The 22,970-nt window shown below is 67.4% G+C and carries 22 protein-coding genes; 11 read left to right on the forward strand and 11 right to left on the reverse strand.

Going from position 1 to position 22,970, the window contains the following annotated elements:
* Positions 1 to 286 precede the first annotated feature (286 nt).
* Positions 287 to 409, forward strand: coding sequence for a hypothetical protein (locus tag AC1VVG_RS30615; protein ID WP_482837290.1), 123 nt, complete (start codon positions 287 to 289; stop codon positions 407 to 409).
* A 137-nt stretch (positions 410 to 546) separates the two neighbouring features.
* On the opposite strand, the gene AC1VVG_RS30620 is transcribed toward AC1VVG_RS30615, so the two are convergent.
* Complete coding sequence (locus AC1VVG_RS30620) at positions 547 to 1,479, reverse strand: MBL fold metallo-hydrolase (RefSeq protein ID WP_482837292.1); 933 nt, start codon at positions 1,477 to 1,479, stop codon at positions 547 to 549.
* A 623-nt stretch (positions 1,480 to 2,102) separates the two neighbouring features.
* On the opposite strand from AC1VVG_RS30620, the gene AC1VVG_RS30625 reads away from it, so the two are divergent.
* Entirely contained in the window at positions 2,103 to 2,390 is a 288-nt protein-coding gene (locus AC1VVG_RS30625; protein WP_034191737.1) for a DUF1330 domain-containing protein, read from the forward strand.
* 60 nt (positions 2,391 to 2,450) lie between these two features.
* Entirely contained in the window at positions 2,451 to 2,603 is a 153-nt protein-coding gene (locus AC1VVG_RS30630) for a hypothetical protein (RefSeq protein WP_482837294.1), read from the forward strand.
* A 43-nt stretch (positions 2,604 to 2,646) separates the two neighbouring features.
* Here the strand turns inward: AC1VVG_RS30630 and AC1VVG_RS30635 are convergent, their stop codons facing one another.
* Both AC1VVG_RS30635 and AC1VVG_RS30640 read right to left on the reverse strand, forming a co-directional pair.
* Positions 2,647 to 4,347 carry a dihydroxyacetone kinase family protein gene (locus tag AC1VVG_RS30635; RefSeq protein ID WP_482837296.1) on the reverse strand — a complete coding sequence of 567 codons (1,701 nt, stop codon included), beginning with the start codon at positions 4,345 to 4,347 and terminating at the stop codon, positions 2,647 to 2,649.
* A 226-nt stretch (positions 4,348 to 4,573) separates the two neighbouring features.
* The gene (locus tag AC1VVG_RS30640) at positions 4,574 to 5,728 is read right to left on the reverse strand and encodes a sigma-54 interaction domain-containing protein (protein WP_367190532.1); all 1,155 of its coding nucleotides are present in this window, start codon (positions 5,726 to 5,728) and stop codon (positions 4,574 to 4,576) included.
* A 475-nt stretch (positions 5,729 to 6,203) separates the two neighbouring features.
* Between AC1VVG_RS30640 and msuE the strand changes: the two genes are divergently transcribed.
* Both msuE and sfnG read left to right on the forward strand, forming a co-directional pair.
* Positions 6,204 to 6,764 carry an FMN reductase gene (gene msuE, locus AC1VVG_RS30645; protein ID WP_367190531.1) on the forward strand — a complete coding sequence of 187 codons (561 nt, stop codon included), beginning with the start codon at positions 6,204 to 6,206 and terminating at the stop codon, positions 6,762 to 6,764.
* Positions 6,765 to 6,799: 35 nt separating this feature from the next.
* Positions 6,800 to 7,903 carry a dimethylsulfone monooxygenase SfnG gene (gene sfnG, locus AC1VVG_RS30650; protein ID WP_069245780.1) on the forward strand — a complete coding sequence of 368 codons (1,104 nt, stop codon included), beginning with the start codon at positions 6,800 to 6,802 and terminating at the stop codon, positions 7,901 to 7,903.
* A 352-nt stretch (positions 7,904 to 8,255) separates the two neighbouring features.
* On the opposite strand, the gene AC1VVG_RS30655 is transcribed toward sfnG, so the two are convergent.
* Positions 8,256 to 8,903, reverse strand: coding sequence for a LysE family translocator (locus AC1VVG_RS30655; protein WP_034192008.1), 648 nt, complete (start codon positions 8,901 to 8,903; stop codon positions 8,256 to 8,258).
* Between the two features lie 110 nt (positions 8,904 to 9,013).
* Here AC1VVG_RS30655 and AC1VVG_RS30660 point away from each other — a divergent pair, with 110 nt between their 5' ends.
* Positions 9,014 to 9,865: a LysR substrate-binding domain-containing protein gene (locus AC1VVG_RS30660; protein ID WP_482837299.1), complete on the forward strand. Its 852-nt coding sequence runs from the start codon at positions 9,014 to 9,016 to the stop codon at positions 9,863 to 9,865.
* 22 nt (positions 9,866 to 9,887) lie between these two features.
* On the opposite strand, the gene AC1VVG_RS30665 is transcribed toward AC1VVG_RS30660, so the two are convergent.
* Complete coding sequence (locus AC1VVG_RS30665) at positions 9,888 to 10,778, reverse strand: LysR substrate-binding domain-containing protein (RefSeq protein WP_482837301.1); 891 nt, start codon at positions 10,776 to 10,778, stop codon at positions 9,888 to 9,890.
* Positions 10,779 to 10,930: 152 nt separating this feature from the next.
* Between AC1VVG_RS30665 and ydiJ the strand changes: the two genes are divergently transcribed.
* Positions 10,931 to 13,978, forward strand: coding sequence for a D-2-hydroxyglutarate dehydrogenase YdiJ (gene ydiJ, locus AC1VVG_RS30670; RefSeq protein WP_482837303.1), 3,048 nt, complete (start codon positions 10,931 to 10,933; stop codon positions 13,976 to 13,978).
* 94 nt (positions 13,979 to 14,072) lie between these two features.
* Here ydiJ and AC1VVG_RS30675 read toward each other — a convergent pair whose 3' ends face one another.
* From AC1VVG_RS30675 to AC1VVG_RS30685, 3 genes are all read right to left on the reverse strand, one after another.
* The gene (locus AC1VVG_RS30675) at positions 14,073 to 14,375 is read right to left on the reverse strand and encodes a hypothetical protein (RefSeq protein WP_059562243.1); all 303 of its coding nucleotides are present in this window, start codon (positions 14,373 to 14,375) and stop codon (positions 14,073 to 14,075) included.
* Between the two features lie 87 nt (positions 14,376 to 14,462).
* On the reverse strand, positions 14,463 to 15,617 hold the full coding sequence (locus tag AC1VVG_RS30680) for a branched-chain amino acid ABC transporter substrate-binding protein (RefSeq protein ID WP_034192003.1): 1,155 nt from the start codon (positions 15,615 to 15,617) through the stop codon (positions 14,463 to 14,465).
* A 638-nt stretch (positions 15,618 to 16,255) separates the two neighbouring features.
* Positions 16,256 to 17,155: a DMT family transporter gene (locus AC1VVG_RS30685; protein WP_034192002.1), complete on the reverse strand. Its 900-nt coding sequence runs from the start codon at positions 17,153 to 17,155 to the stop codon at positions 16,256 to 16,258.
* Between the two features lie 57 nt (positions 17,156 to 17,212).
* Here AC1VVG_RS30685 and AC1VVG_RS30690 point away from each other — a divergent pair, with 57 nt between their 5' ends.
* The 4 genes from AC1VVG_RS30690 to AC1VVG_RS30705 all read left to right on the forward strand — a co-directional run bounded on the left by AC1VVG_RS30690 (position 17,213) and on the right by AC1VVG_RS30705 (position 20,263).
* Positions 17,213 to 18,190 (forward strand): LysR substrate-binding domain-containing protein, encoded by a 978-nt coding sequence (locus tag AC1VVG_RS30690; RefSeq protein WP_034192001.1) that lies wholly within the window; start codon positions 17,213 to 17,215, stop codon positions 18,188 to 18,190.
* A gap of 195 nt (positions 18,191 to 18,385) precedes the next feature.
* Entirely contained in the window at positions 18,386 to 19,057 is a 672-nt protein-coding gene (locus AC1VVG_RS30695; RefSeq protein WP_034192000.1) for a hypothetical protein, read from the forward strand.
* A 49-nt stretch (positions 19,058 to 19,106) separates the two neighbouring features.
* The gene (locus tag AC1VVG_RS30700) at positions 19,107 to 19,574 is read left to right on the forward strand and encodes a hypothetical protein (protein WP_034191999.1); all 468 of its coding nucleotides are present in this window, start codon (positions 19,107 to 19,109) and stop codon (positions 19,572 to 19,574) included.
* Between the two features lie 224 nt (positions 19,575 to 19,798).
* Positions 19,799 to 20,263, forward strand: a complete 465-nt coding sequence (locus AC1VVG_RS30705; RefSeq protein WP_367190527.1) for a hypothetical protein — start codon at positions 19,799 to 19,801, stop codon at positions 20,261 to 20,263.
* Positions 20,264 to 20,289: 26 nt separating this feature from the next.
* Here the strand turns inward: AC1VVG_RS30705 and AC1VVG_RS30710 are convergent, their stop codons facing one another.
* The 3 genes from AC1VVG_RS30710 to AC1VVG_RS30720 all read right to left on the reverse strand — a co-directional run bounded on the left by AC1VVG_RS30710 (position 20,290) and on the right by AC1VVG_RS30720 (position 22,923).
* Entirely contained in the window at positions 20,290 to 20,814 is a 525-nt protein-coding gene (locus AC1VVG_RS30710) for a hypothetical protein (RefSeq protein ID WP_482837307.1), read from the reverse strand.
* 152 nt (positions 20,815 to 20,966) lie between these two features.
* Positions 20,967 to 22,124, reverse strand: coding sequence for an acyltransferase family protein (locus AC1VVG_RS30715; protein WP_482837309.1), 1,158 nt, complete (start codon positions 22,122 to 22,124; stop codon positions 20,967 to 20,969).
* 154 nt (positions 22,125 to 22,278) lie between these two features.
* Positions 22,279 to 22,923: a glutathione S-transferase family protein gene (locus tag AC1VVG_RS30720; protein WP_226252526.1), complete on the reverse strand. Its 645-nt coding sequence runs from the start codon at positions 22,921 to 22,923 to the stop codon at positions 22,279 to 22,281.
* Positions 22,924 to 22,970: the final 47 nt, after the last annotated feature.

The following is a 22,970-nucleotide window of genomic DNA, read 5'->3' on the forward strand; positions in this document are numbered from 1 at the left end:
GCGGTTCCCGGTCGCGGTCTCACGCTCGAGACGGTCCCGCCGCAACTGCGTTGCGACGCGATTCCGGCCGATGTGCCGGTGACCTCGAAGACACGGCACATGCCGTGCGCGCCGGTGGCCTGACCGCCCGCATCGACTCGACCCGCAGCGCCCTGCTGACGTGCGCGATTCCACCGGGACAATATTTTCAGGGTGTTTTGCCGGGCGACGAGGCGGATGCCACGACGGAGACATCGAGACGGGAAAGACCGAGGTATCGGCGGGCTGGCGCGACGCGATCGGCGCGGTGCCCGGCATCGAGTCGAGAGACAAGCGGCTCGTGACGCGTGCGAAAGCCGACGAGAGCGTCGGTATCGTGAAGGAGGCGGCGGACGAGGTCGCGGAGCGGAACATGTCGTCGCTCGCGTGAGGTTCGGGCGGTCGTGATGCGCTTTGGCGCGTGACGTGATGCCGCCGCATGAAATGCGGCGGCGCTTTTTTATGGTGGTGCCGTTCGGGAGGACCGCCGATGCGTTGCCGCAGCACGCACCGGTCGCCGATCCTCGATCAGTAGTCCCACACGACGGGAACGAAGCGGAAGCCGCTGCCGTCCCGCGCAACATGGCCGATGGAAGGGAACGCGACATGTGCGGCGGCCAGCAGCGCACCGGTGTCGGCGGCTTCGTTGAACAATGCGATGCGCACGTCGACAGCCGCTTCGGGATCGTGCTCGAAGCCGTTCTGCCAGTCGGGATGATCGAAGTTGACTTCGAAGATCGCGTCGCCCGCGAACGTCAGCTTTTCCCCGTTCGACGCGACGTCGACCACGCAGTGCCCGGGCGTATGTCCGCCCGTCACGCGCGCCGTCACGCCGGTTGCGACTTCCACGGTCCGATCGAACGTCACGATGTTTTCGCCGTAGAGCGTCACGAACCTGGCCGCCGCCTTGCGCAGTGCGGGCGGTACGGTTTCCGGCATCACCGTCTTGCTGAAGTCCGGATTCTTCCAGAACGCCATTTCGGCGGCCGATACGTGAATGCGTACGTCGGGGCGCAGCCGGGCCTTGACGCCGTCGGTGTTCAGCCCGCCGACATGATCCATGTGCATGTGCGTTATCACGATGTCGGTGATCGCGGCCGGGTCGATACCGGCCGATTCCAGACGCATCACCGATCGCCCGGCGCGCGTAAAGTATTCGAAGCCGTCACCCACGCCCGAATCGATCAGGATCAGACGATCGGCGCTGCGCACGAGCGCGATGTTGAGCGCCCAGTCGAATCGGTCGCGTTGCAGGAAACGCCCGTCGAACCAGGCGTTGCGCTCCGCCTCGCTCACGTTGGTGGACATGGTGGAAGTCGGCAGCGGCAGCACGCCGTCGCTGATCAGCACGACATCGACATCGCCGATGCGCACGGCGTAGCGGGAGGGAACGAGTTCGCCCGAACCTTCTTTTCCCAGGCGGTCGATAACCGGCTGGACGTTGCGGAGTGGTGCGTTCATGTTCAGTAGTCCTGTTCGTCGAGTGGATTGAGCCGCGCGGCACGGCGCGGTTCGCGAGCGCGATCGTGAAGGTCGCGCGCTTCGGTTCGCCCGGATTCCGGTCGAGCGTGTCAGCGATTGTAGTGACGGTCGATACACGCCAACAGCGCCGCACGTGTCCACATCGTGTTGTCCGGGCGACAACAATCCCGCCGCGGCTTCAGCCGCCCGACCTGCATCGACCGCTGTCCATCGCCGGACGGCGGGCGATGCAACGGATGCCGTTGATGGAAAGCCGGGCGCCGCCGGCGCGCGGATCAGCCCGGTTGCGCAGCGGCCAGCATGTGATACGCGGGAATCAGCGCGTTGCCGGTCTCGCCGATCAACCGGTCGTTGGCGATCGGGGCGGTACCGCCGAACAGCGGCGTCGACACGTCGCACGCCGGGCAAGTCATCCCGCCAATTTGCAATGCCCGATGTGATCGGACGATGTGGGGATCGGTTCTTTCAGCGTCGCGGCGGCTTGCGCCGCGACCGCCTATAATCCGCACACCCGTTCGCACTGCACGCGGCCGGGGGCGGCGCGATCGTCGGAAAGCAGCGATACGCGCGATTTCCATCCACCGGACAAAGGGGCACGCATCTTGGCAACTTACATCGTTTTTACACGGGAAAGCACGCAGGATCAGCACGAACTCGATACCTACGCGAGCAAGGTCGGCGCGACGCTCGCTGGTCATCCGGTGAAGGTGCTCGCGGCTTACGGCGCTCAGGAAACGCTGGAAGGCGAAGGACCGGAAGGCGTGGTGATCGTCGAGTTTCCGTCGAAGGAGGCCGCACATGCGTGGTATCACGGCCCCGAATACCAGGCCGTCGTGCAGCACCGGTTCAAGGGCGCGCGCTATCGTGCCGTGCTGGTCGAAGGTGTTTGAGCGCGGCGTTTCTGCCGTTCACCGCGAAGCGATGTCGTGATTGACGTTGTCATGTTTGCGATGACATCTTCCCCCGCGCCCGTCCGTCCGCCGATGGGCCGCGCGGCCATCACGCTGCTCGCCGCCGGCATGCCGCGTCATCTCGCCGCGATGTTCACCACAGTGTTGCGCGTCGGCGCGATGCTGTCGCCCGGGCGGATGAACGCAGGCTGAGGCGGGCGGCGCGGCCGCCCACCCGCATCCCGCGCGTTGCCGTTCAGCGCACGCGAGGCTGCAACGCGCGCAACCAGTACGACACGGCTACCGCGCCGCCGTCCGGCGTGCCGATCGCGCGCTCGCCGAGATAGCTCGCCCGCCCTGCGCGCGGCGTCATGCGCGCGGTGGCTTCCGCGCCTTCCACGGCCGCTTCCACGGCCGCCGTCCATGCACTTGCGTTGTCGCGATCGCTGTCGAGTGCGCGGCTGAATGCATCGACGGCCGGCACCAGTGCATCGAGCATCGTCCGGTCGCCGGCATGCGCGCCCCCCAGTTCGCTGATCGAATCCACTGCCGCGCGGAATGCCGCCGCCCAGTCGCGCGCCGACGGTTCGGCAAGGTCGGCCAGCCGGCGCGATGCGCGCAGCAGCGCGGTTGCATAGAACGGCCCGGAACTGCCGGCGATCGCGCGGCGCGACGCCGCGCCGAGCGCCGCGAGTGCGCCGGCCGGCGTGGCGTACGCGGTATCGGGCAACGCGAGGATCGCGTGCGCGGCGCGCAGCATGCTCGCACCGAGGTCGCCGTCGCCGGCCGCCGCGTCGAGGTCCGTCAGCGTCTGCTCGTGATCGATCAGCGTCTGCGCGACCGCGTGCAGCGCCGGCTGCAGGCGCGCGGCCCAGGCGCGGCCGGCCGCGTCGAGCGGCGGCAGTGGTGCGTCCGGCGACGCGGCCGCGGCTACGCGGATCTGTGCATTCACGGCGCCGCCGCCCGGCCAGGCGCGCGCCTGCGTCGGTGCGTCGAGCAGCGATGCGCGTTCGTCGTTCAGCCGCAGCACCGAGATCGAGCAGCCGGGCATGTTCAGCGCGGACAGGAATGTGCCGGCCCACGCGCGCGCGACGACGATGCCGCGCCGGGTCAGGTTGTCGTACGCGGCACGCAGCACGATCGCGAGCTCCATGTCCGGCGTCGCGCCGAGACCGTTGACGAACAGCGCGACGCGTTCGCCGCGGTCGAGCACGAGATCGGCGGCGATGCTCGACAGCAGCGTGTCGACCAGCGCGTCGGCCGGCAGCGGCGCGCGACGTTCGACGCCTTTCTCGCCGTGAATGCCGAGGCCGAGCTCGATCTCCTGATCGCCGAGGCTGAAGCCCGATTTGTCGGCGCCCGGGATCGTGCAGCCGTCGAACGCGACGCCCATCGTGCCGAGCTCGGCCGCCGCGTCGCGCGCGATGGCTGCAACACGGGCAAGCGGCAGCCCGCGCGCGGCGGCCGCGCCGGCGAGCTTGTGGATCAGCACGGTGCCGGCGATCCCGCGCCGCTGGCCACGGTCGACACGACCGCGCAGCGATACGTCGTCGGCGACGACGACCGTCTCGACCGGAATGCCTTCCGCGCGCGCAAGCTCGGCGGCGAGCCCGAAATTGAGCCGGTCGCCGGTGTAGTTCTTCACGATCAGCAGCGCGCCGTTGGGGCCGGCGCTCGCGCGGATCGCGGCAAGCACGGCGTCGGTGGACGGCGACGTGAATACTTCGCCGCACACGGCCGCGCTCAGCATCCCTTCGCCGACGTAGCCGCCGTGCGCGGGCTCGTGGCCGCTGCCGCCGCCGGACAGGATCGCGACGGGGCGTCGAGACGGTTCGGGCAGCGGCTGGCGGACGAGCACGTGCTCGTCGCCGAGGATCGCGAGATGCGGCGACTGCCGCGCGATGCCTTCCAGCATTTCTCGCACGACATCGGACGGACGATTCACAAGCTTTTTCATGGCGACGGATTCCGGACGGGTGAACGGGGGCGCGGCCGGGCCTGCATGGGCGTCGGTCGGCATCGTATTGCGGAGAATCGTGCGGGTGCCCGGTCGCCGGGGGCAGCCGGTCGCATGACGGATGACCGGATGCGCGAGCGGCAACGAAGCACGAGCTTCGCGCCACGATACATCAGGTTCGGACGTCAATGCACGGATTGCGGCGCGATCGCGCCGTTGGGCGAGATTATTTCAGCGCCGCAATTTCCTTCGCACGGATCAGCCGCGCGCGCAGCACGTTGCGGCTGATGCCGAGCAGTTGCGCGGCCCGGATCTGGTTGCGGTGGCTGAAGTCGAACGCGACGCGCATCACGGTGTCCTCGATATGCTCGAACAGGTTGCCGTGTCCGTCGTCGAGCAGGTCGCGCAACGCGTGCTCGAACGCAGCCTGAGCATGGGCGGACGGTTCCGGCGCAGGCACGGCGGCCGGTGGCACGCACGGCGACGCAAGGTGCAGGTCGGTGTCGTGCAGCACATCGTGGCGGCACACGAGCAGCGCGTGATGGATCGCGTTCTCCAGTTCGCGGATATTGCCGGGCCAGTGATGCGATACGAGCCGGCGCTCGGCGCGCGGGTCGAAACCGCGCGGTCCGGCACCGAGGCGCGCGCGGTAGTCGTCGAAGAAGTGACGCGCGAGCGGCAGGATGTCGCCCGGACGCTCGCGCAGCGGCGGCACCGCAAGCTGCACGACGTTGAGCCGGTAGTACAGGTCGCCGCGGAAATGCCCGGCCGCCACCGCCTGCTGCAGATCGACGTTGGTCGCCGCGACCACGCGCACGTCGACCGGAATGCCCGTGCGCGAGCCGAGCCGCACGACCTCGCGCTCCTGCAGCACGCGCAGCAGCTTGACCTGCATCGACAGCGGCAGGTCGCCGATCTCGTCGAGAAACAGCGTGCCGCCGTGCGCGGCTTCGAACCAGCCGGGCTTGGCGCCGACGGCGCCCGTAAATGCGCCTTTCTCATGGCCGAACAGTTCGCTGTCGACGAGCGTTTCGGAGAAGGCGCCGCAATTCACCGCGACAAACGGCCCGTCGCGGCGATTGCCGAGAGCGTGCACGTGACGCGCGATCAGTTCCTTGCCGGTGCCCGTCTCGCCGACGATCAGCACGTTCGCGTCGCTCGGTGCGACACGGTGCACTTCCTCGAGCAGCGCGAGCGAGCGTGGATCGGCAAACACCTGCGTCCGCGCGCGGACCTGTGCCGGGCGTCCGGGCAACGTCAGGACGGAGGCGGTGCGTGCCGCAGCGGGCAGGCCGGCCGGATCGCGCGTGTCGGATGCGTCGCGGGACGGGACGACGACACGAAGGTTGAGCGGGCGCGACGAAGCGGAAATGGAAGTCATGGCGATGAACCGTTGGATGGCCGGGCGAGACGGACCCGTGCCGACAAGCGCCGGGGTCCGGCTGCTGCGTGGTCAGCAGAGTGTTCAATGTTTCGCCGCGCGCGAAAAGCATCGATTTCTGATAACCAAAGCGCGATTGCTGAGAAACCTGCAATGGTGCGGGCGAGCGGGGTTGCCCCGACGCCGGGGCGTCGAATTCGATGCCATCGCGCGCCGCGCTGCTTCCTGGGCAGCAGTTCGCCAGCACGGTCGCTTCGCCCGGTTCATCACGTCGTGGAATATCGATGTGATACGCGCGGCGGAACGCTTGCCGCGCTCGCGCATTTGTGCGAATCCCGTGCCGGGCGGACGAACGCACGAAACTTCGCGATGCAGACGATCGCGCCGCGACCCGGCCGCCCGAATGGCACGCTCCTTGCTGACCCGAAGCGGTATCGCCGCATCGACACGCGGCTCGACAACGGGAACGCATCGCATGAGCAACACCCTCAACGTGGTCGCGATATCGGGCAGCCTGCAACGACCGTCGCGTACGCTGGCGCTGACCAACGAGATCGTCGCGGCACTCGGCGCCGCGCTGCCGATCGAGCCGCGACTGATCGAACTCGGCGAGATCGGCAGCCGGCTGGCCGGTGCGCTGACGCGCGCGCAGGTGCCGGCCGATCTCGAGGCACTGATCGGCGCGATCGAGACGGCCGATGCGCTCGTCGTCGCGAGCCCGGTCTATCGCGCGTCGTATACGGGCCTGTTCAAGCACCTGTTCGACCTCGTGCGCCATGACGCGCTCGTCGACGTGCCCGTGCTGCTCGCGGCCACCGGCGGCAGCGAGCGTCATGCGCTGGTGATCGACCATCAACTGCGACCGCTGTTCAGCTTCTTCCAGGCGCGCACGCTGCCGGTCGGCGTGTACGCGTCCGAAAGCGATTTCGACGCGTACCGGATCGCGAACCCGGCGCTGCGCGAGCGCATCGCGCTTGCCGTGGATCGCGCGGTACCGCAGTTGCGTGCGCACGCATTCTCCGCCGCGGCCGCGTAGGCCGCTTCCGTTTCCCCTTCGACCAGGACACCTCCATGAGCCTTCACGACCCTTCCGCCGACGGCGTCAAATTCGCGTACTGGGTGCCGAACGTCAGCGGCGGCCTCGTCGTCAGCACGATCGAGCAGCGTACCGACTGGAGCCTTGAATACAACCAGAAACTCGCACGCACGGCCGAGGCGGCCGGCTTCGACTACGCGCTGAGCCAGATCCGCTTCACGGCCGGCTACGGCGCCGAATACCAGCACGAGTCGGTGTCGTTCAGCCAGGCGCTGCTGCATGCGACGACGAAGCTCAAGGTGCTCGCCGCGATCCTGCCGGGGCCGTGGCATCCGGCGGTGGTCGCGAAGCAGCTCGCGACGATCGACCACATTTCGAACGGGCGCATCGCGATCAACGTCGTGAGCGGTTGGTTCAAGGGCGAATTCACCGCGATCGGCGAGCCGTGGCTCGAGCACGACGAACGCTATCGGCGCTCGAAGGAATTCATCCAGGCGCTCAAGGGCATCTGGACCCAGGACAACTTCACGTTCAAGGGCGACTTCTATCGCTTCAACGATTACACGCTGAGCCCGAAGCCGGTGCAGAAGCCGCACCCGGAAATCTTCCAGGGCGGTAGCTCGCGGGCGGCGCGCGACAACGCGGCGAGCGTGTCGGACTGGTATTTCACCAACGGCAATACGCCGGAGAACCTGAAGGCGCAGATCGACGATATCCGTGCGAAGGCCGCCGCGAACAACCATCGCGTACGGATCGGCGTCAACGCGTTCGTGATCGCGCGTGATACCGAGGAAGAGGCGAAGGCCGTGCTCGACGACATCATTGCGCACGCGCACGTCGAGGCGGTCAATGCGTTCGGCGATGCGGTGAAGGAGGCCGGCAAGGCGTCGCCGGAAGGCGAGGGCAACTGGGCGAAATCGACGTTCGAGGATCTGGTGCAGTACAACGACGGCTTCCGCACGAACCTGATCGGCACGCCGCGGCAGATCGCGGAGCGCATTGTCGCGCTGAAGGCGATCGGCGTCGATCTGGTGCTGGCCGGGTTCCTGCATTTCATCGAGGAAGTCGAGTACTTCGGCAAGAAGGTGCTGCCGCTCGTGCGCGAACTCGAGGCGCAGCGGCAGGCGATCGCGGCGTGACGCGCCGGCCGATCGAGGCAGGTTGCCTGCGACGGCTGTCGCGGGCCGTTCCGATCTGACGCTTCGTATAGCGAAACAAGGGGTGACGGATGCCTGGGGGATCCGTCGATCGATTCATCGGTTCCGATGCGGAAGCGATCGAGGTCGCACACCGCGTCGCGGCGCGGCTCGCGGCACATGTGCCGTCGCGCGACAGCGAACGGAAGCTGCCGTTCGCTGCGCGTCCGGTTTCCCCCACGCTTGCGCGAACTGGAGGCCGACCTGCCGGCGAAGTGACGCAACGCGCGCCGGTGCGTGCTGTACGGCATCACGCGCGCGTCGGCAGGCGGATGTCGTTACCCGCGCGCGGCCGTCACGCCACGCCCGCCAGCTTCGATGCTTCCCGGACCATCTGCACGCCGAGGCCGCCAAGCACGAGCCCCATCGCCCAGCGCTGCGCGAGCAGCAGCGTCGGGCGCCCGCGCAGGAATTTTGCGATGCCGCTCGAGCAGATCGCCACCAGCCCGTTGGCCGATGCGAACGCGGCGATCAGCAGCGAGCCGAGAAACAGCGACTGGCCGAACACGCTGCCCTGCCGGTAGTCGATGAACTGCGGCAGCAGCGACACGAACAGCATCGCGAGTTTCGGGTTCAGCACGCTCGTCGTCGCACCCATCGCGAGCAGGCGCATCGGCTGCTCGTTCGGCAACGCCTGCACCTCGAACGGCGAGCGGCCGCCGGGCCGCACCGCCTGCCATGCCAGATACAGCAGGTAGACTGCCCCGACCGCGCCCAGCACGCTGCCCGCATAGGGCACGCTCATGAACAGCGTCGTGATGCCGAATGCCGCGCCGAACATGTAGAACAGGTAGCCGATCATCACGCCAGCCAGCGAAATGAGTCCGGCCGTGCGGCCTTGCGCGATCGAGCGCGACATCACGTAGACCATGTTCGGCCCGGGCGTGACCGCGAGCATGCCGCCGATGGCGAGAAATCCGTAGAGCGATCCGGACGTGTGCATTTTTCCGCTTCCTGCATCGAGTGAGTGCTGACGGGATTCATTGTCCGGCCGTGGAGGAGAGCAGTAAAACGGGATAAACTGAATTGATTGATCAGATTTCCTGAATCGACATGAAAAAGCTCGACCTCGACGTACTCGCGATGGTGGTGGCCGTCGCCGAAACCGGCTCGTTCGCGCAGGGCGCGCAGGCCGTGCACCGGTCGCCGTCGGCGGTGAGCATGCAGATCAAGGCGCTGGAAGACGCGCTCGGCAAGCCGCTGTTCATCCGCGACACGCGCAACGTGACGGCCACCGACGACGGCACGATGCTCGCCGACTACGGCCGCCGGATGCTCGCGCTGCGCGACGAGGCATGGGCGTCGGTGGTGCGCCCGGAGATCCGCGGCCGCGTGACGATCGGCGTGCCGGACGACTACATTTCGTCGCTGCTGCCGCAGGTGCTCGGCAAATTCGCCGCGATGCATCCGCGCGTCGAAGTGCGCGTGATCGGCCAGCCGAGCAGCGCGCTCGTGCCGATGCTCAAGGACAACACGGTTGACCTCGCGTGTCTCACGCGGATCAAGGGCGTGACCGGCGAGCTGATCCGGATGGAGCCGCTCGTCTGGGTCGGGTCGCCGAAACGCGACGTGTGGAAGGAGCGGCCGCTGCCGGTGGCGTTTTTCACGCACGGCGGCAGCATGGCGCGCGATCACGCGGTCAAGGCGCTGAACCGGCGGAAGATCCCGTACCGGATGTCGTACGAAAGCCCGAGCCACCTCGGGATACTGAGCATGGTGGAGGCCGGGCTCGCGGTCGCGCCGCTGGCGCGCTGCTGCATTCCGGATCACCTCGTGCAGCTTTCGGAAAGCCACGGGCTGCCGCCGCTGGGCGAGATCGAGGTCGTGCTCGCGCGCAGCGCGCAGTCGGCGCGCCCGCCGTGCGATTACCTGGCCGAGCAGATTCTCGGCGAATGGCGCACCTGACCGGCCGGCGGCCGGCCGCGCGTCAGCACGACGCCAGCAGCCATTCACGGAACGCGGCGAGCGACGGCAGCGTCTCGTTGCCGGGCGGATAGACGAGGTAGTAGCTGCGCTGGCTCGTGATCGCGTCGCCGATCGACACGAGTTCGCCGCGGCTCAATTCATCCTCCACCAGTACCTTCGGCACCAGCCCGATCCCCATCCCGGCGCGAACGGCCTGGATGAGGTGGGACGTCAGCTCGAAGCTCGGGCCGATACGCATCTGGCGATGGTCGAGCCGATAGTGCGAGAACCATTCGGCCCATGCCTGCTGGTTGCTCGTCACGCCCAGCAGCGTCTGCTTCGCGGCCCATGCCGGCGTGCGCGCGTCGGCCTTGCGGCCACGGCCCGCCTCGGGCGGCGCGATCGCGATCAGGAACTCGTTGTACAACCGGTGCGCGTGCAGGCCGGGCCAGTCGCCCGCGCCGACGGTGATGGCCGCGTCGAGGTCGTCGTTGAGGAAATCGATCGCGCCGATCCGTGAATGAAGGTGCACGGTCACGCCCGGATGCGCGGCGTAGAAGTCGTGCAGGTGCGGCAGCAGCCATTTCGAGCCGAACGTCGGCAAGGTGGCGAGCCGCAGCGTGCCGGCGCCCGCCTGGTGCGACATCGCCTGCAACGTCGCGCCGCGGATGCGCCCGAGCGCGCCGTTCAGTTCGGCGAAATAGCGGCGGCCGACTTCGGTCAGCTTCACCGAGCGGCCTTCGCGTCGGAACAGCGGCACGCCGAGCTGGTCCTCGAGCGTCTGGACCTGCCGGCTGATCGCGCTCTGGCTCAGCGACAGCTCCTCGGCCGCGCGCGTGTAGCTTTCATGCCGCGCGGCGGCCTCGAACACGAGCAGCAATGACATCGACGGGGTCAGGCGACGGTAATTCATGAGTTTTATGCAATATTCGCCGGGCAAGAATTCGTTTGTTTCTCGCGGAATATCCAAAGATACTGGAATTCCCGGTCGCGCGGAAACTTGCTAAAAAATCATGTTTCGGTGCGCGCGAGCCGGCCGGCTCCACCCACACTGCGTTTTTACCCATGTCGATCGCCCCGTTGCCCCGTCCCGCCAGCCCGCCCGCGAACGTTTACCGCGATTTCCTCGCCGCGCTGCAAGCGGCGGGATTCGCCGGGGAGATTCACGCGGACCACGCGAACCGGACGGTGCAGGCCACCGACAACTCGATCTACCAGCGTCTGCCGCAGGCGGTGATCTGCCCCGCGCATGCGGACGACGTCCGGCTGCTGGCGCGGCTGCTGGCCGAACCCGCGCACCGCGACGTCGCGGTGGCCGCGCGCGGCGGCGGCACGGGCACCAACGGGCAGTCGCTGACCGACGGCGTCGTCGTCGACCTGTCGCGCAACATGAACCGGATCCTCGAAATCGACGTCGGGCAGCGCTGGGTGCGCGTGCAGGCGGGCGTCGTCAAGGATCAGCTCAATGCGGCGCTGAAGCCGCACGGGCTGTTTTTCGCGCCGGAGCTGTCGACGTCGAACCGCGCGACCGTCGGCGGGATGATCAATACCGACGCGAGCGGGCAGGGCAGCTGCACGTACGGCAAGACGCGCGATCACGTGCTCGCACTCGATTTCGTGCTGATGGGCGGCGAGCGGCTGCACAGCGATGCGCTCGACGACGACGAGCTGGCGCGCCGTTGCGCGAGGCAGGACCGCATCGGCAAGGTCTATCGCACCGCGCGCCGCATCAGCGACGACCAGGCCGCGCTGATCGACGCGAAGTTTCCGAAGCTCAACCGCTGCCTGACCGGCTACGACCTCGCGCACCTGCGCGAACCCGACGGCCGCTTCAACCTGAACAGCGTGCTGTGCGGCGCGGAGGGTTCGCTCGGCTTCGTCGTCGAGGCGCAGCTCAACGTGTTGCCGATCCCGAAGTATTCGGTGCTGGTCAACGTGCGCTATGCGGGCTTCATGGATGCGTTGCGCGACGCGCGCGCGCTGCTCGGGCACCGGCCGTTGTCGATCGAGACCGTCGACTCGACGGTACTGATGCTCGCGATGAAGGATTTCGTGTGGAGCAGCGTGGCCGAGTATTTCCCGCAGGACGACCGGCGGCCGACACTTGGCATCAACCTGGTCGAATTCAGCGGCGACGATGCGGACGACGTCGATGCGCGCGTGCGTGCGTTCGTCGAGCATCTGCGCACCGATACGAGCGTGGAGCGCCTCGGCCATACGCTCGCGGCCGGCGACGATGCGGTGAAGCGCGTGTATGCGATGCGCAAGCGCGCGGTCGGCCTGCTCGGCAACGTGCAGGGCGAGGCGCGTCCGCAGCCGTTCGTCGAGGACACCGCGGTGCCGCCCGAGAACCTCGCCGCGTACATTGCCGAATTCCGCGCGCTGCTCGACGGCCACGGGCTGCAGTACGGGATGTTCGGTCACGTCGACGCGGGCGTGCTGCATGTACGGCCGGCGCTCGACATGAAGGACCCGAAGCAGGCCGCGCTGGTGCGGCCCGTGTCGGACGCAGTGGCCGAACTCACGCAGCGTCATGGCGGCCTGCTGTGGGGCGAGCACGGCAAGGGCGTGCGCTCCGAGTACGCGCCGGCGTTTTTCGGCGAGCTGTATCCGTCGCTGCAGCAACTGAAGGCCGCGTTCGATCCGCACAACCAGTTCAACCCGGGCAAGATCGCGACGCCGCCGGACAATACGATGCGGCTGCTGAAGATCGACGAAGTGCCGACGCGCGGCGACCACGACCGGCAGATCGACGAGCGCGTGTGGCAGGCCTACGGCACCGCGATGCACTGCAACGGCAACGGCGCGTGCTACAACTTCGATCCGGACGACGCGATGTGCCCGTCGTGGAAGGCGACGCGCGAACGCGTGCAGTCGCCGAAGGGGCGCGCGTCGCTGATGCGCGAATGGTTGCGCCTGCAAGGACAGGCCGGCATCGACGTCGTCGCGGCGGCGCGTGCGCGGCAGCCGTTCCTGCGCGGCCTGGCCGCCCGCTGGCGCAACAGTCGCGCGGCGCGCGGCGGCGACGCCGATTTCTCGCACGAGGTGTACGACGCGATGGCCGGATGCCTTGCGTGCAAGTCGTGCGCGGGGCAGTGCCCCGTGAAGGTCAACGTGCCCGAGTTCCGTTCGCGCTTTCTCGAGCTGTATCACCAGCGCTACCTGCGGCCGCTGCGCGACTACCTGATCGGCTCGCTCGAAGTCACGATGCCGTGGATGGCGCGCGTGCCGGCGCTGTACAACGGGCTGATGCGTGCGGGATGGGTACGCACGCTGCTCGAACGGCAGGTCGGCATGGTCGACAGCCCGCTGCTGAGCCGCTTCGATCTCGCGGCCGTGATCCGGCAATGGAGCGTGAAGCCGGCCGACCCGCGCGCGCTTGCCGCGCTGAGCGACGCGCAGCGCGTTCGCAGCGTCGTCATCGTGCAGGACACGTTCACGCGCTATTTCGATACCGAGCAGCTGGCGACGCTGATCGAGCTGGCGGCGCGTACGGGCTTTCAGGTCTGGCTCGCGCCGCTTGCACCGAACGGCAAGGCGCTGCACGTGCAGGGCTTTCTGCACGCGTTCGAGAAGGCCGCGATCCGCAATGCGACGCAACTGGCCGCGCTGGCGCGTTCGGGCGTATCGCTGGTCGGCCTCGATCCGGCGATGACGCTCACGTATCGGCAGGAATACCTGAAGGTGACGGGGCTCGCCGAGGTACCGAAAGTTGCGCTGCCGCAGGAGTGGCTGCTGCAGGCACTGCCGGAAGCCGGCGCGAGCGGCGTGACCGGTTCGTACCGGTTGCTGCCGCACTGTACCGAGAAGACCAATGCGCCCGACAGCGGCAAGCAATGGATGCAGGTATTCGCGCGGCGCGGTTTGCGATTGAAGGTCGAGTCGACCGGATGCTGCGGGATGTCGGGCACGTACGGGCACGAGGCGCGCAATCTCGCGACGTCGAAGACGATCTATGCGCAGTCGTGGGCGGCGCGCGTCGACGGGCCCGCGGACGAAGGCGAGGCGCTGGCGACCGGGTATTCATGTCGCAGCCAGGTGAAGCGCTTGTCGTCGAAGCAGGTGCGCCATCCGTTGCAGGCGCTGCTCGATCACGTGCGGGCGGCGGGGTAACGATCGGGCGGCGCGGTTTGCGCGGCGCGCAAGGGGGCATCGATCGATGCATCGAGCGGCCCTCTGCGTTGCCGCATGCGACGCATGCCGCGGTTCAGGCGTCGGCTTTCGCGGCCTTTCGCGCGCGCGGCTTTTCCGCCGCGGGAAACACGCCGCCGCCGCGCGGGCGTTTCGGCTCGATCCGCATCTGCCGGATCACGCGCCGGAAATCGATCTCGTGCGCGGCCAGCGTGCCGATCAGTTTCGCGATGACCGCGAGGTGGGACGGGACGGTGCCCTTGCTCGAATAGTTCGTGATCGAACTTTCGTTCATCCGGATCAGGCGGGCGAACTCGCGCGCCGTCAACTGCGCTTTCTTCAGCTCCTGTTGGAATTCCGCATACGCCATTGCACACATGATGCTTCGTCTCCGTGAATCGGCATTCGGCCCGCCCGGCGCCGGCGCCGACGGGTGGCGTTCCCGTCGTGCCGGCGCCGCGGCGGGTTACATCTTCACCTGATCGAGGAAGGTCTTCTTGCCGCTCTTGTAGCCGTAGATCGAGATGATCCCGTGCGTCAGGTCGCCCTTCGCGTCGAACGTCGTCGTGCCGATCACGCCGTTGTACTTCGTCGACGGCATCGCGGCGAGGATCTTCGCGGGGTCGGTCGAGTTCGCGCGCTTCATCGCATCGACCGCGATGTAGACCGCGTCGTACGCGAACGGCGCATCGAACTTGATGCCCTGGTTGAAGCGCTTCTGGTACTTCGCGAGGAAGTCCGCGCCGCCCGGCATCTTCTCGAGCGCCGCGCCGGCCTGCGAGCACAGCACGTTGTCGGCCGCCGGGCCGGCCAGTTCGGCCAGCGAGTCGGTGCATACGCCGTCGCCGGACAGGATCTTCGCGCGCAGGCCGAGCTGCTTCGCCTGCTTCGCGAGCGGGCCGCCGGTTGCGTCCATGCCGCCGTACATGATCGCGTCGGGGTTCTCGCCCTTGACCTTCGTCAGGATCGCGCGGAAGTCGACCGCCTTGTCGTTGGTCGCGTCGTGCGACAGCACCTTCAGGCCGAGCGCCTTCGCCTTCTTCTCGAACTCGTTCGCGAGGCCCTGGCCGTACGCGGTCGAATCGTCGATCACCGCGACGCTCTTCACCCCCTTCGCCTGCGCGTAGCTCGCGAGCGCGGGGCCCTGCTGCGCATCGGTCGCGACGACGCGGTAGGTCGTCTTGAAGCCTTGCTGCGTGTAGGTCGGGTTGGTGGCCGACGGCGAGATCTGCACGATGCCCGCGTCGCTGTAGATCTTCGACGCCGGGATCGACGTACCCGAGTTCAGGTGGCCGATGACGGCGACGACCTTGTCGTCGACGAGCTTCTGCGCAACCTGCGTGGCCTGCCGCGGGTCGGCCGCGTCATCCTGCGCGTCGAGCTGCAGCGTGATCTTCTTGCCGCCGATCGTCAGGCCCTTGGCGTTGATTTCCTCGACCGCGAGGCGTGCACCGTTCTCGTTGTCCTTGCCGAGGTGCGAGATGCCGCCCGTCGTCGGTTCGACGCTGCCGATCTTCACGACCTGGTCGGCCATTGCCGTCGACGCGGCCGCGAACGCGGCGGCAGCCAGTGCAACGGTGATCAGGGGTTTGCAGCGCATGCCGACAGTGCTTCGTTCCATCTGCCATCTCCGAATTGAATGTCTTTCTATTGACGTCTCGACCGGCCGGCGAGGCGCCGGGGCGGTCGGACGAGTCTCCATACCCATCATGGGCGTCACTTGCATGGCGTCCGGCGGTATGACGGGCTCGCCCGGACGAGCGGGCGAATCGTCGCCGGCCGTCATGCAATTCGTATGAATATATACGAAGGCGATTTTGCGCGCCGCGGCGAATCGCGTAGCGGCCCGCGCGGCAAGGGCGGACGCCCGGATGTCGAAGCATCCGGATGCCGGAAATCGTGCGCTGCGGCGGGCCACCGGCTGCGGTTCGCTGTCGATGTCCTTACGGATGCATCCATTATTCGGCCGGGCGACGGGGCGAAGCCATGGACACTGACGCGCGGTCAATCCGGAACTGTTCGGTCGATTTGTCTGCACAGTTTGGGCACTTGCGATCGCCTATCCGGTTTCGTCGGCTGGCTTTCATCAACGGTGGTGTTCGTCTTAATGCAACTAACGGTCAAGCCCGCCTGTGTCGGCGAATGGGTGTCGACCACCTGCCCGGGACGATCCATTCCGCTTCGCAGAAGCTGGGGTGCGTTTCGGTCCGCCTGCTGCCGCATCGACGGGCCGGCACGGCCAACCGAAGCGGTGGCGATCTACGAACGCCCGCGCAGTGCGACGAAGACCACGCCTGCGATGGCCAGCAGGCCGCCGCAGGCCGTCGCGATGCCGGGCCGCTCGCCCGTCAGTACCATCGACAGCAGCGTCGCGACCGCCGGCGTCAGGTAGAGGAAGTTGGCCGCGCGGGCCGCGCCGAAGTAGCCGAGTGCGAAGGTCCAGGTCGCATACCCCAGCGCGGCGGGGAACACGCCGAGCACCACGACGGCCAGCGCCGTGTCGCGGGACCCGCCGGCGAGCGACCCGAGCGCGCCGGGCAGCCAGGGCGTGAGCAGCACCGCGCCGGCCAGCAGCGTGTATGCCGTGCAGGCCAGTGCGCCGTACACGGGAATCAGCCGCCGCTGCAACACGAAATAGCTGGCGGAACACAGCGCCGCGCCGAGGATCAGCGTGCTGCCCGAGCCGAGCACGAGGCCGCCCGGCTGCCCTTGCGCGATCACCGCGATGCCGGCGAGGCTGACCAGCGAACCGAGCCATCCCCAGCGGTTGAAGCGCTCGCGCAGAAACACGGCGGCCAGCAGCGCGGTGAAGATCGGCAGCGTATTCACGATGAAACTCGCCGCGCCGGCCGACACTGTCTGCTCGCCGGTATTGAGCAGCGCGTTGTACAGCGCGATGCCGAGAAAACCGCACGCGACGAAGCGCAATGCGTCGCCTTTCGCCGGCAGCGGCGGCCGCCGCCACGCGAGCCACGCGATCACCAGCAGCGCCGCGGTCGCGAAACGTGCCGACGCGAGCTGCAGCGGTGCGAGGCCGTGCAGGCCGATCCGGATGAACGGGAATGCGGATGCCCACGAGACGATCGTGAACGCGACCGCGCCTGCCGCGACGAGCGGTTGTCGCGCGCCGCGCGACGTCGATGAGGAAAGGGTATTCATGCAGCCATGGTGCGGCGTCGCGAGATGTTAAGCTAGCGCACAGATCAACACGCGGATATGAATATGGTTCACAGCTCGGGTTCGCGTCGGGCTGACGATCCGGCGCGTGCGCGCCCGGTCGTGGACGTGCTGCCGGTTGCCGCGTCGGCGCCCGGCCCGCGGCCGCCGCTCGCGAGCCTGGAGACCGTCTGCACGGTGGCCCGCGAGGGTTCGTTTCTCGCGGCCGCCGATGTTTCCGGCGTCACGCACGGTGCGATCAGCCGGCGGGTGGCCGCCGTCGAAAACTGGCTCGGGATGGCGCTGTTCGAGCGGCATGCGCGCGGCGTGCGTCTGACGCCGGACGGGCAGCGCTTCGTCGGCCGGATCGAGCAGGCGTTCGCGATCATCGACGCCGCGGCCGATCAATGGCGCTCGCCGCGTACGCCGCGGCTGGTCCGGATGAGCGTCGTGCCGGCGTTCGCGCAGCTCTGGCTGTTCGAGCGGCAGCATGCGCTCGAAAGCGAAGCCCCCGCGCTGCGTATCGAGCTCGGCATCGAACTGCGCAACGTCGATATCGCCGGCGGTGAAGCCGATCTGTCGATCCGGTACGGGCGCGGCAACTGGCGTCAGCTCGAAACCCGTGCGTTCATGCCGGAACGGCTGTACCCGGTGGCGCATCCGCGGCTTGCCGAGCAGCTGGCGAAGGCGCGCCGCCGGGCGGGGGACGCCGCGCTGCTCGACATGCCGTTGCTGCACGATTCCGACGTGACGGGCTGGCGCACCTGGTTCGACGGGCTGGGCATTCCGTTCAAGCCGCGGGTGCAGGATCGCCGGTTCGAGGATTACAACCTCGTCCTCGCGGCGGCCGAAGCGGGCCTCGGCGTGGCGCTGGCGCGGACCCCGCTCGCGGATACGTACCTGACGCGCAGCGCGCTTGTTCGCGTCAGCCGGCATGAAGTCGATTCGCAGCTCAGGTATCACTTCGTGCATGCGAAGGGCGAGAGTCGGCCGGAGGTGCTGGCGTTGATGGAGCGGATGGTGAAGGCGTTGGGGTAGGCACGCGCCTTGCCGTGGATGCGATCGACCGTGCGGTGCCATTTCTGCCAGCTCGACCGTCGTCGCCAGATCGTTACAATGCAGCCGCGGAATACGGCGAGATCGCCACGGTGAGGCAGAATCGTGCCTTTGGCCGGTGGCGGGCCACTCTTCAATCATTGCAGTACGGGTTCAAATCTGTTGAAAAGGGAACCGATGAATAGACCAGACAAGTCGTCGAAAGCGCGTGCGGCGCTGGACCAGCTGTTTTCGGGCATGGCGCCCGCGGACGCGACGCGTACTTCGCCGCGCCCCGGCAATCCGTTCGAGGCGGCGGACGACGAGGTGTCCAGTGCATCCGGCGGCCGTGGCCGCGTCGAAGTCACGCTGTCGACCCGAATCCAGCTGCGCGGCTATCCGAGCGCCGACGCGTTCATGAAGCGCATGGCCGAAGCGTGGGGGCTGGAATGGGGGACGTACGACAGCATCCGGGCCGTGGCGACGCTGCCGGCCGGATGGCGCTCGCGCCGCCTTCCGGAAGTCACGCAGATCGTCGACGAGCATGACGTGCTGCGCGCCGAGAGCAGCCTGCAGGGCGGCGAGATGTCGTATCTGAAGGTGCACCCGCGCTACTACATCGATGCACGCAAGCGTTTCGGCTGGAGCAAGTCGTCGAAGGCGTCCGACGATCCGGATCTGGACGGTCCCGACTGGAACTGCTTCGTGATCGACCGCGAAAAGTCCGTCGAGGTGCACGAACTGACGACGTCGTCGCTGAAGGCCGACATGGACAACGCCCGCGCGACGTTGCTGAAGTGGCTCGACGAGCACTATCCGAAACATCGCGACCCGTTTGCATACTGGTCGGATTGCGACCGCGCGCTGTAAGGTTGCACGGCGGCGCGACGCATCCGCCGCTTGCCATGGTGGACGACCATTGAAGCAAATCAGTCCGGTCCCGATTCTTTGGGCAGCCTTCGGCGCGGCCGTCGGATCGACCGTCATCGAGTTGCTGCTGTGGGCAATTGCCGGCGACGATGCCGTCCGGAATCTGTTGCGCGACGCACGCCTCACGGCCGCGATCGTGATGGGGCGCAGCGTGCTCGGTTCGTCCGGCGGCTTCGATCCGCTGGTCATGGGCGTGGCGACGCTCGTGCATGCGGCGCTTTCGCTGGTCTATGCGGCCGTGCTGGCACGGCTGGCCCACGGATTGTCGCTTCGCGCCACGCCGCTTGCCGGCGGCGCATTCGGCCTCGTCCTGTACGGCGTCAACCTGTACGCCTTCACGGCAATCTTCCCGTGGTTCATTCCGGTTCGCGGCGCGATCACGCTGATCGCTCATCTGGTATTCGGGGTCACGGCTGCGGCAGTCTACTGCGTCGCCCGGCGCGAGACGGGGCGCTGATCCCGGCATCGATTGCCGAGGGTGCCTGCCCCCGTCATCCGTATCCCGACCCCTGGAATAACCTGGCGCGCCGTGTCGTTTAGCCGTCAGGAGACCCCGGTGCGAAGCGAAGTAGCGGCGAGCGGTGATCGCCGCGCGACGAATCGTGCGCAAGCAAAACGGTGTGTCGGGCGTCGTTGGCGACGCTCGGGATCAAATGGTCGGGAGCAACGCAGGAGCCGATCATGTGCAACTTGTTTCGATCCGCGACAGGCATCGTCTGTCTCGGCCTTGCCGCGTCCGTCTTCGCGCAAATGGCTGACGATCCGGCGGAGAACGGCGCGAACTGTCGCGCGATCGTCGCGCAGGCGGACATCGACGGCACGCGGCAGCAGATCGTGGGGCGCGCGTGCCTGCAAGGCGACGGTACGTGGCAGATCGTGCAAGGCCCCGACGGCAGCGTGCTGTGGTATCCGGCGGCGGCCTACCCCTATGCCGATCCGTGGTACTGGGGGCCGCCGCTGTTCGTCGGAGCGGGCGTGAGCTTCATCTTCGTCGATCGTTTCCGGCGTTTCCACCGCTTCGATCACGTCGATCACTTCAATCCGATCGAGCATCGCCGCTTCGGCGCCCCGATGGGCGCGGGGTTCCGCCATGGCTCGTTTCCGGTCGGTGCGACTCGCGGATTGGGCGGCATGCGGCGACATTAGACGGCGATTGACCGGTGTCGCGATGCCTATTCGACCCTGGACGGTATGCGGCGACTGTCCAGGTCCTTCAGTGCCGGAAAGACGCTGCGGTCCCATGAACCAAGGCCGTACGACTGCCACAGTATTTTCCGTCTGACGAAAATTTCGAACGTGGGCGTCGGTGGCGACAAATTTTCGAGGCGCTGTCGCCGCTCGAACAACCATCGGACGATCGGCGGATAGTCGTCGACCGTTTCGGCGGACGCAATGGTATCGCGTTCCACGATGAAAAGATGCACGTCCGGGTGCGCGTTGGCCCAGGATTCGAATTCGCCTTTTCCGCCCAATGAACCTGCCCACCGCTGGCAATAAACGCAATCCTTTGCCGCGTGCACGATCAGGACGATCGGTTCGTGCTCGTGCACGTCTGCTGCGCGAATGCGGTCAGCCCAGGTGACCTTCGGTTGCGGTTCGGACGCGCTCTTGCCGACGCTGGCGTCCGATTCGTCACTGGCCAGCGCCATGTGCGGAGTCGCAAGCATCAGCGACGCCAGTACCCAGACAGTAGCCATCCTGTGCTGCGACCACCGCAGATGTGCCATGTTCGTGCTCCCGTGCGGGACAGCCGGTATCGATCGACGAAGCGACGCGGACGACCCTGAAATCAGTGTAGTAGCCGGGAGCGCGGTGCGGTATTCCGCTCCGCGCGAGACGACCGAGGCGCTTACAGGATCGACGCGAGCCGGGGCACGCGAAGCAGGAGACCGGCAACCAGGTAGCACGCGACGCAGGCGACGCTGCCGGTCACGGTGAATTTCAGGAACGGGTTCGCGGGCACGTGTCGCCACGCGAGGGCGACACCGACCAGCACGGGCGGATGGATGATGTAGATGGCATACGCGCGTCGCGACAGTGGCCGCCATGCGCCCGTCAGCCGGTCGAAGCACCGCTGAAAGCGGTCGACGAGAAACAGGATCGCCCCCCATGCGACCAGCGGTTCCCAGAACGCGTAGATCACCGCCTGAGGACGGCCGCGCCACGCGGGAACGTGCTTCGCGAGCAGGTAGGCGAGCGGCAGCACGGGCAGCGCCAGCAGCGCGATGCGCGACCACAGCCGGACCTGCCGTGCCGGCAGATGCGCGATCCAGTGCACGCGCGCTGCCCGGCAACCGGCCGCGTACAACACGACGTAGCTCGCGAAGTAGCCGAGTTGCAGTCCCCATACGTTGGTACCTATCGGCCACCGGGACCGCAGCGCCAGTGCCGCGATACCCGTGAACCACGCTGCGATGGCCAGCGTCCTGTCGGAAGGGCCGCGGGCGGAGCGGTTCATATCGTGTGCGACAGCGCGCGGGAAGGGGGGGTACAGCAGGGCCGCCGCCACGCTGAAAATCAGCAACGCCTCGGCGAACCACATCGGTCCGTTCTCGAACGTGCCGGTTCGCCACAGATGTTCCAGCGTCTTCGCGAACGGGTGGCCCGCGCCAGACTGTGCGAGGGCGATCGTTACGGGGCCGATCAGGACGCCGTATATCAGCAACGGCAGCCCGAGCCGGAGAAACCGGTCGGCCAGGAAACGGACGGTGCCCTTGCGCGCGATCGACGGCGGCGTGTAATAGCCCGCCAGGAAGAAGAACAGGCCCATGAAAAATGCCTGGTTGATCGCGCAGAAGAGCGTCAACAGCGCGGATTCGATCGACGGCCCGGCGGCCACTTCGTGGTAGTACCACCCGCCGAGTGCGCCGTACGTGATCGCGCAGTGGTGAAAGACCACCAGCAACGTCAGGCAGGCCCGCAGTGCGTCGAGGCCGGCATTTCGATGCACGGCAACTGCCCCGTCTTGCTGAAACGCCAGGTTGACCGGAACGTCGTGAGCGCTCATCGCCTCGCCTGCGTGGTTGGTCCGTCATGACCCGCCTGACGACGATCGTTGTCGCGATGACGCGTGCGCATCCGGCGGGCGTACAGATCCGTACCCTACGCCGTTGTGCTTACAACCTTCCAACAAGCCGTTTTACCGCTGGTGCGGTACCCGGTCAGTCGAGTTTTCCGCGCAGGTCGTCGAACGGAATCATCACGTGCGTGCGGTACGCGGGCCGCGCCTTCAGGCGTTCGTACCACGCTTGCACGTGCGGGATGTCCGGCCGTGCGATGTCGAGTTCGAAGTAGCGATACAGATGCGTGCCCGCCGCGATGTCGGCGAGCGTGATCGTGTCGCCGGCGAGAAACGGCTGCCCGGCCAGCACCGCGTCGAGCAGCCGGAAATACTGCGCGCATTGCGCGATGCTCTGCTCGACGCGCGCGGTGTCGCGCTGCTCGGGCGGCGTCCGGAAGTAGCCGCGGAACACGCCGTTGAGGAACGTGGGCTGCAGCGTTGTCTGCGCCCAGTCCATCCAGCGGTCGGCGCGCGACTGTTCGGCCGGGTCGTCGTGCCAGAAGCCGGGGCGCCCGTAACGCGCGGCGAGGTAGCGCAGGATGCTGTGCGATTCCCATACGACGGACCCTTCGTCGTCGATCAACGGCACGCGTCCATGCGGATTCATCGCGAGAAACTGGGGCGTGTCGAGCACGCCGAACCGGCCGCCGGCCGGCACGTGCCGATGCGCGAGCGCGAGCTCGCCGACGAGCCACATCACCTTCTGGACGTTGAACGCGTTGCGTCGTCCCCATACCGTCAGCATGCCGGTCTCCTTGCGTCGTGTGGAATCGGAAGTCGGACAGTGTAAGC

It is taken from the genome of Burkholderia sp. L-4 (genome assembly GCF_056856535.1).

What these genes read in the sequence shown, in the direction of transcription:
- AC1VVG_RS30620 (WP_482837292.1), bottom strand. Translation starts at nt 1,479, where the DNA reads ATGAACGCACCACTCCGCAACGTCCAGCCGGTTATCGACCGCCTGGGA.
- AC1VVG_RS30630 (WP_482837294.1), top strand. Translation starts at nt 2,451, where the DNA reads ATGACATCTTCCCCCGCGCCCGTCCGTCCGCCGATGGGCCGCGCGGCC.
- AC1VVG_RS30635 (WP_482837296.1), bottom strand. Translation starts at nt 4,347, where the DNA reads ATGAAAAAGCTTGTGAATCGTCCGTCCGATGTCGTGCGAGAAATGCTG.
- AC1VVG_RS30640 (WP_367190532.1), bottom strand. Translation starts at nt 5,728, where the DNA reads ATGACTTCCATTTCCGCTTCGTCGCGCCCGCTCAACCTTCGTGTCGTC.
- msuE (WP_367190531.1), top strand. Translation starts at nt 6,204, where the DNA reads ATGAGCAACACCCTCAACGTGGTCGCGATATCGGGCAGCCTGCAACGA.
- sfnG (WP_069245780.1), top strand. Translation starts at nt 6,800, where the DNA reads ATGAGCCTTCACGACCCTTCCGCCGACGGCGTCAAATTCGCGTACTGG.
- AC1VVG_RS30655 (WP_034192008.1), bottom strand. Translation starts at nt 8,903, where the DNA reads ATGCACACGTCCGGATCGCTCTACGGATTTCTCGCCATCGGCGGCATG.
- AC1VVG_RS30660 (WP_482837299.1), top strand. Translation starts at nt 9,014, where the DNA reads ATGAAAAAGCTCGACCTCGACGTACTCGCGATGGTGGTGGCCGTCGCC.
- AC1VVG_RS30665 (WP_482837301.1), bottom strand. Translation starts at nt 10,778, where the DNA reads ATGAATTACCGTCGCCTGACCCCGTCGATGTCATTGCTGCTCGTGTTC.
- ydiJ (WP_482837303.1), top strand. Translation starts at nt 10,931, where the DNA reads ATGTCGATCGCCCCGTTGCCCCGTCCCGCCAGCCCGCCCGCGAACGTT.
- AC1VVG_RS30675 (WP_059562243.1), bottom strand. Translation starts at nt 14,375, where the DNA reads ATGTGTGCAATGGCGTATGCGGAATTCCAACAGGAGCTGAAGAAAGCG.
- AC1VVG_RS30680 (WP_034192003.1), bottom strand. Translation starts at nt 15,617, where the DNA reads ATGGAACGAAGCACTGTCGGCATGCGCTGCAAACCCCTGATCACCGTT.
- AC1VVG_RS30685 (WP_034192002.1), bottom strand. Translation starts at nt 17,155, where the DNA reads ATGAATACCCTTTCCTCATCGACGTCGCGCGGCGCGCGACAACCGCTC.
- AC1VVG_RS30690 (WP_034192001.1), top strand. Translation starts at nt 17,213, where the DNA reads ATGAATATGGTTCACAGCTCGGGTTCGCGTCGGGCTGACGATCCGGCG.
- AC1VVG_RS30695 (WP_034192000.1), top strand. Translation starts at nt 18,386, where the DNA reads ATGAATAGACCAGACAAGTCGTCGAAAGCGCGTGCGGCGCTGGACCAG.
- AC1VVG_RS30705 (WP_367190527.1), top strand. Translation starts at nt 19,799, where the DNA reads ATGTGCAACTTGTTTCGATCCGCGACAGGCATCGTCTGTCTCGGCCTT.
- AC1VVG_RS30710 (WP_482837307.1), bottom strand. Translation starts at nt 20,814, where the DNA reads ATGGCTACTGTCTGGGTACTGGCGTCGCTGATGCTTGCGACTCCGCAC.
- AC1VVG_RS30715 (WP_482837309.1), bottom strand. Translation starts at nt 22,124, where the DNA reads ATGAGCGCTCACGACGTTCCGGTCAACCTGGCGTTTCAGCAAGACGGG.
- AC1VVG_RS30720 (WP_226252526.1), bottom strand. Translation starts at nt 22,923, where the DNA reads ATGCTGACGGTATGGGGACGACGCAACGCGTTCAACGTCCAGAAGGTG.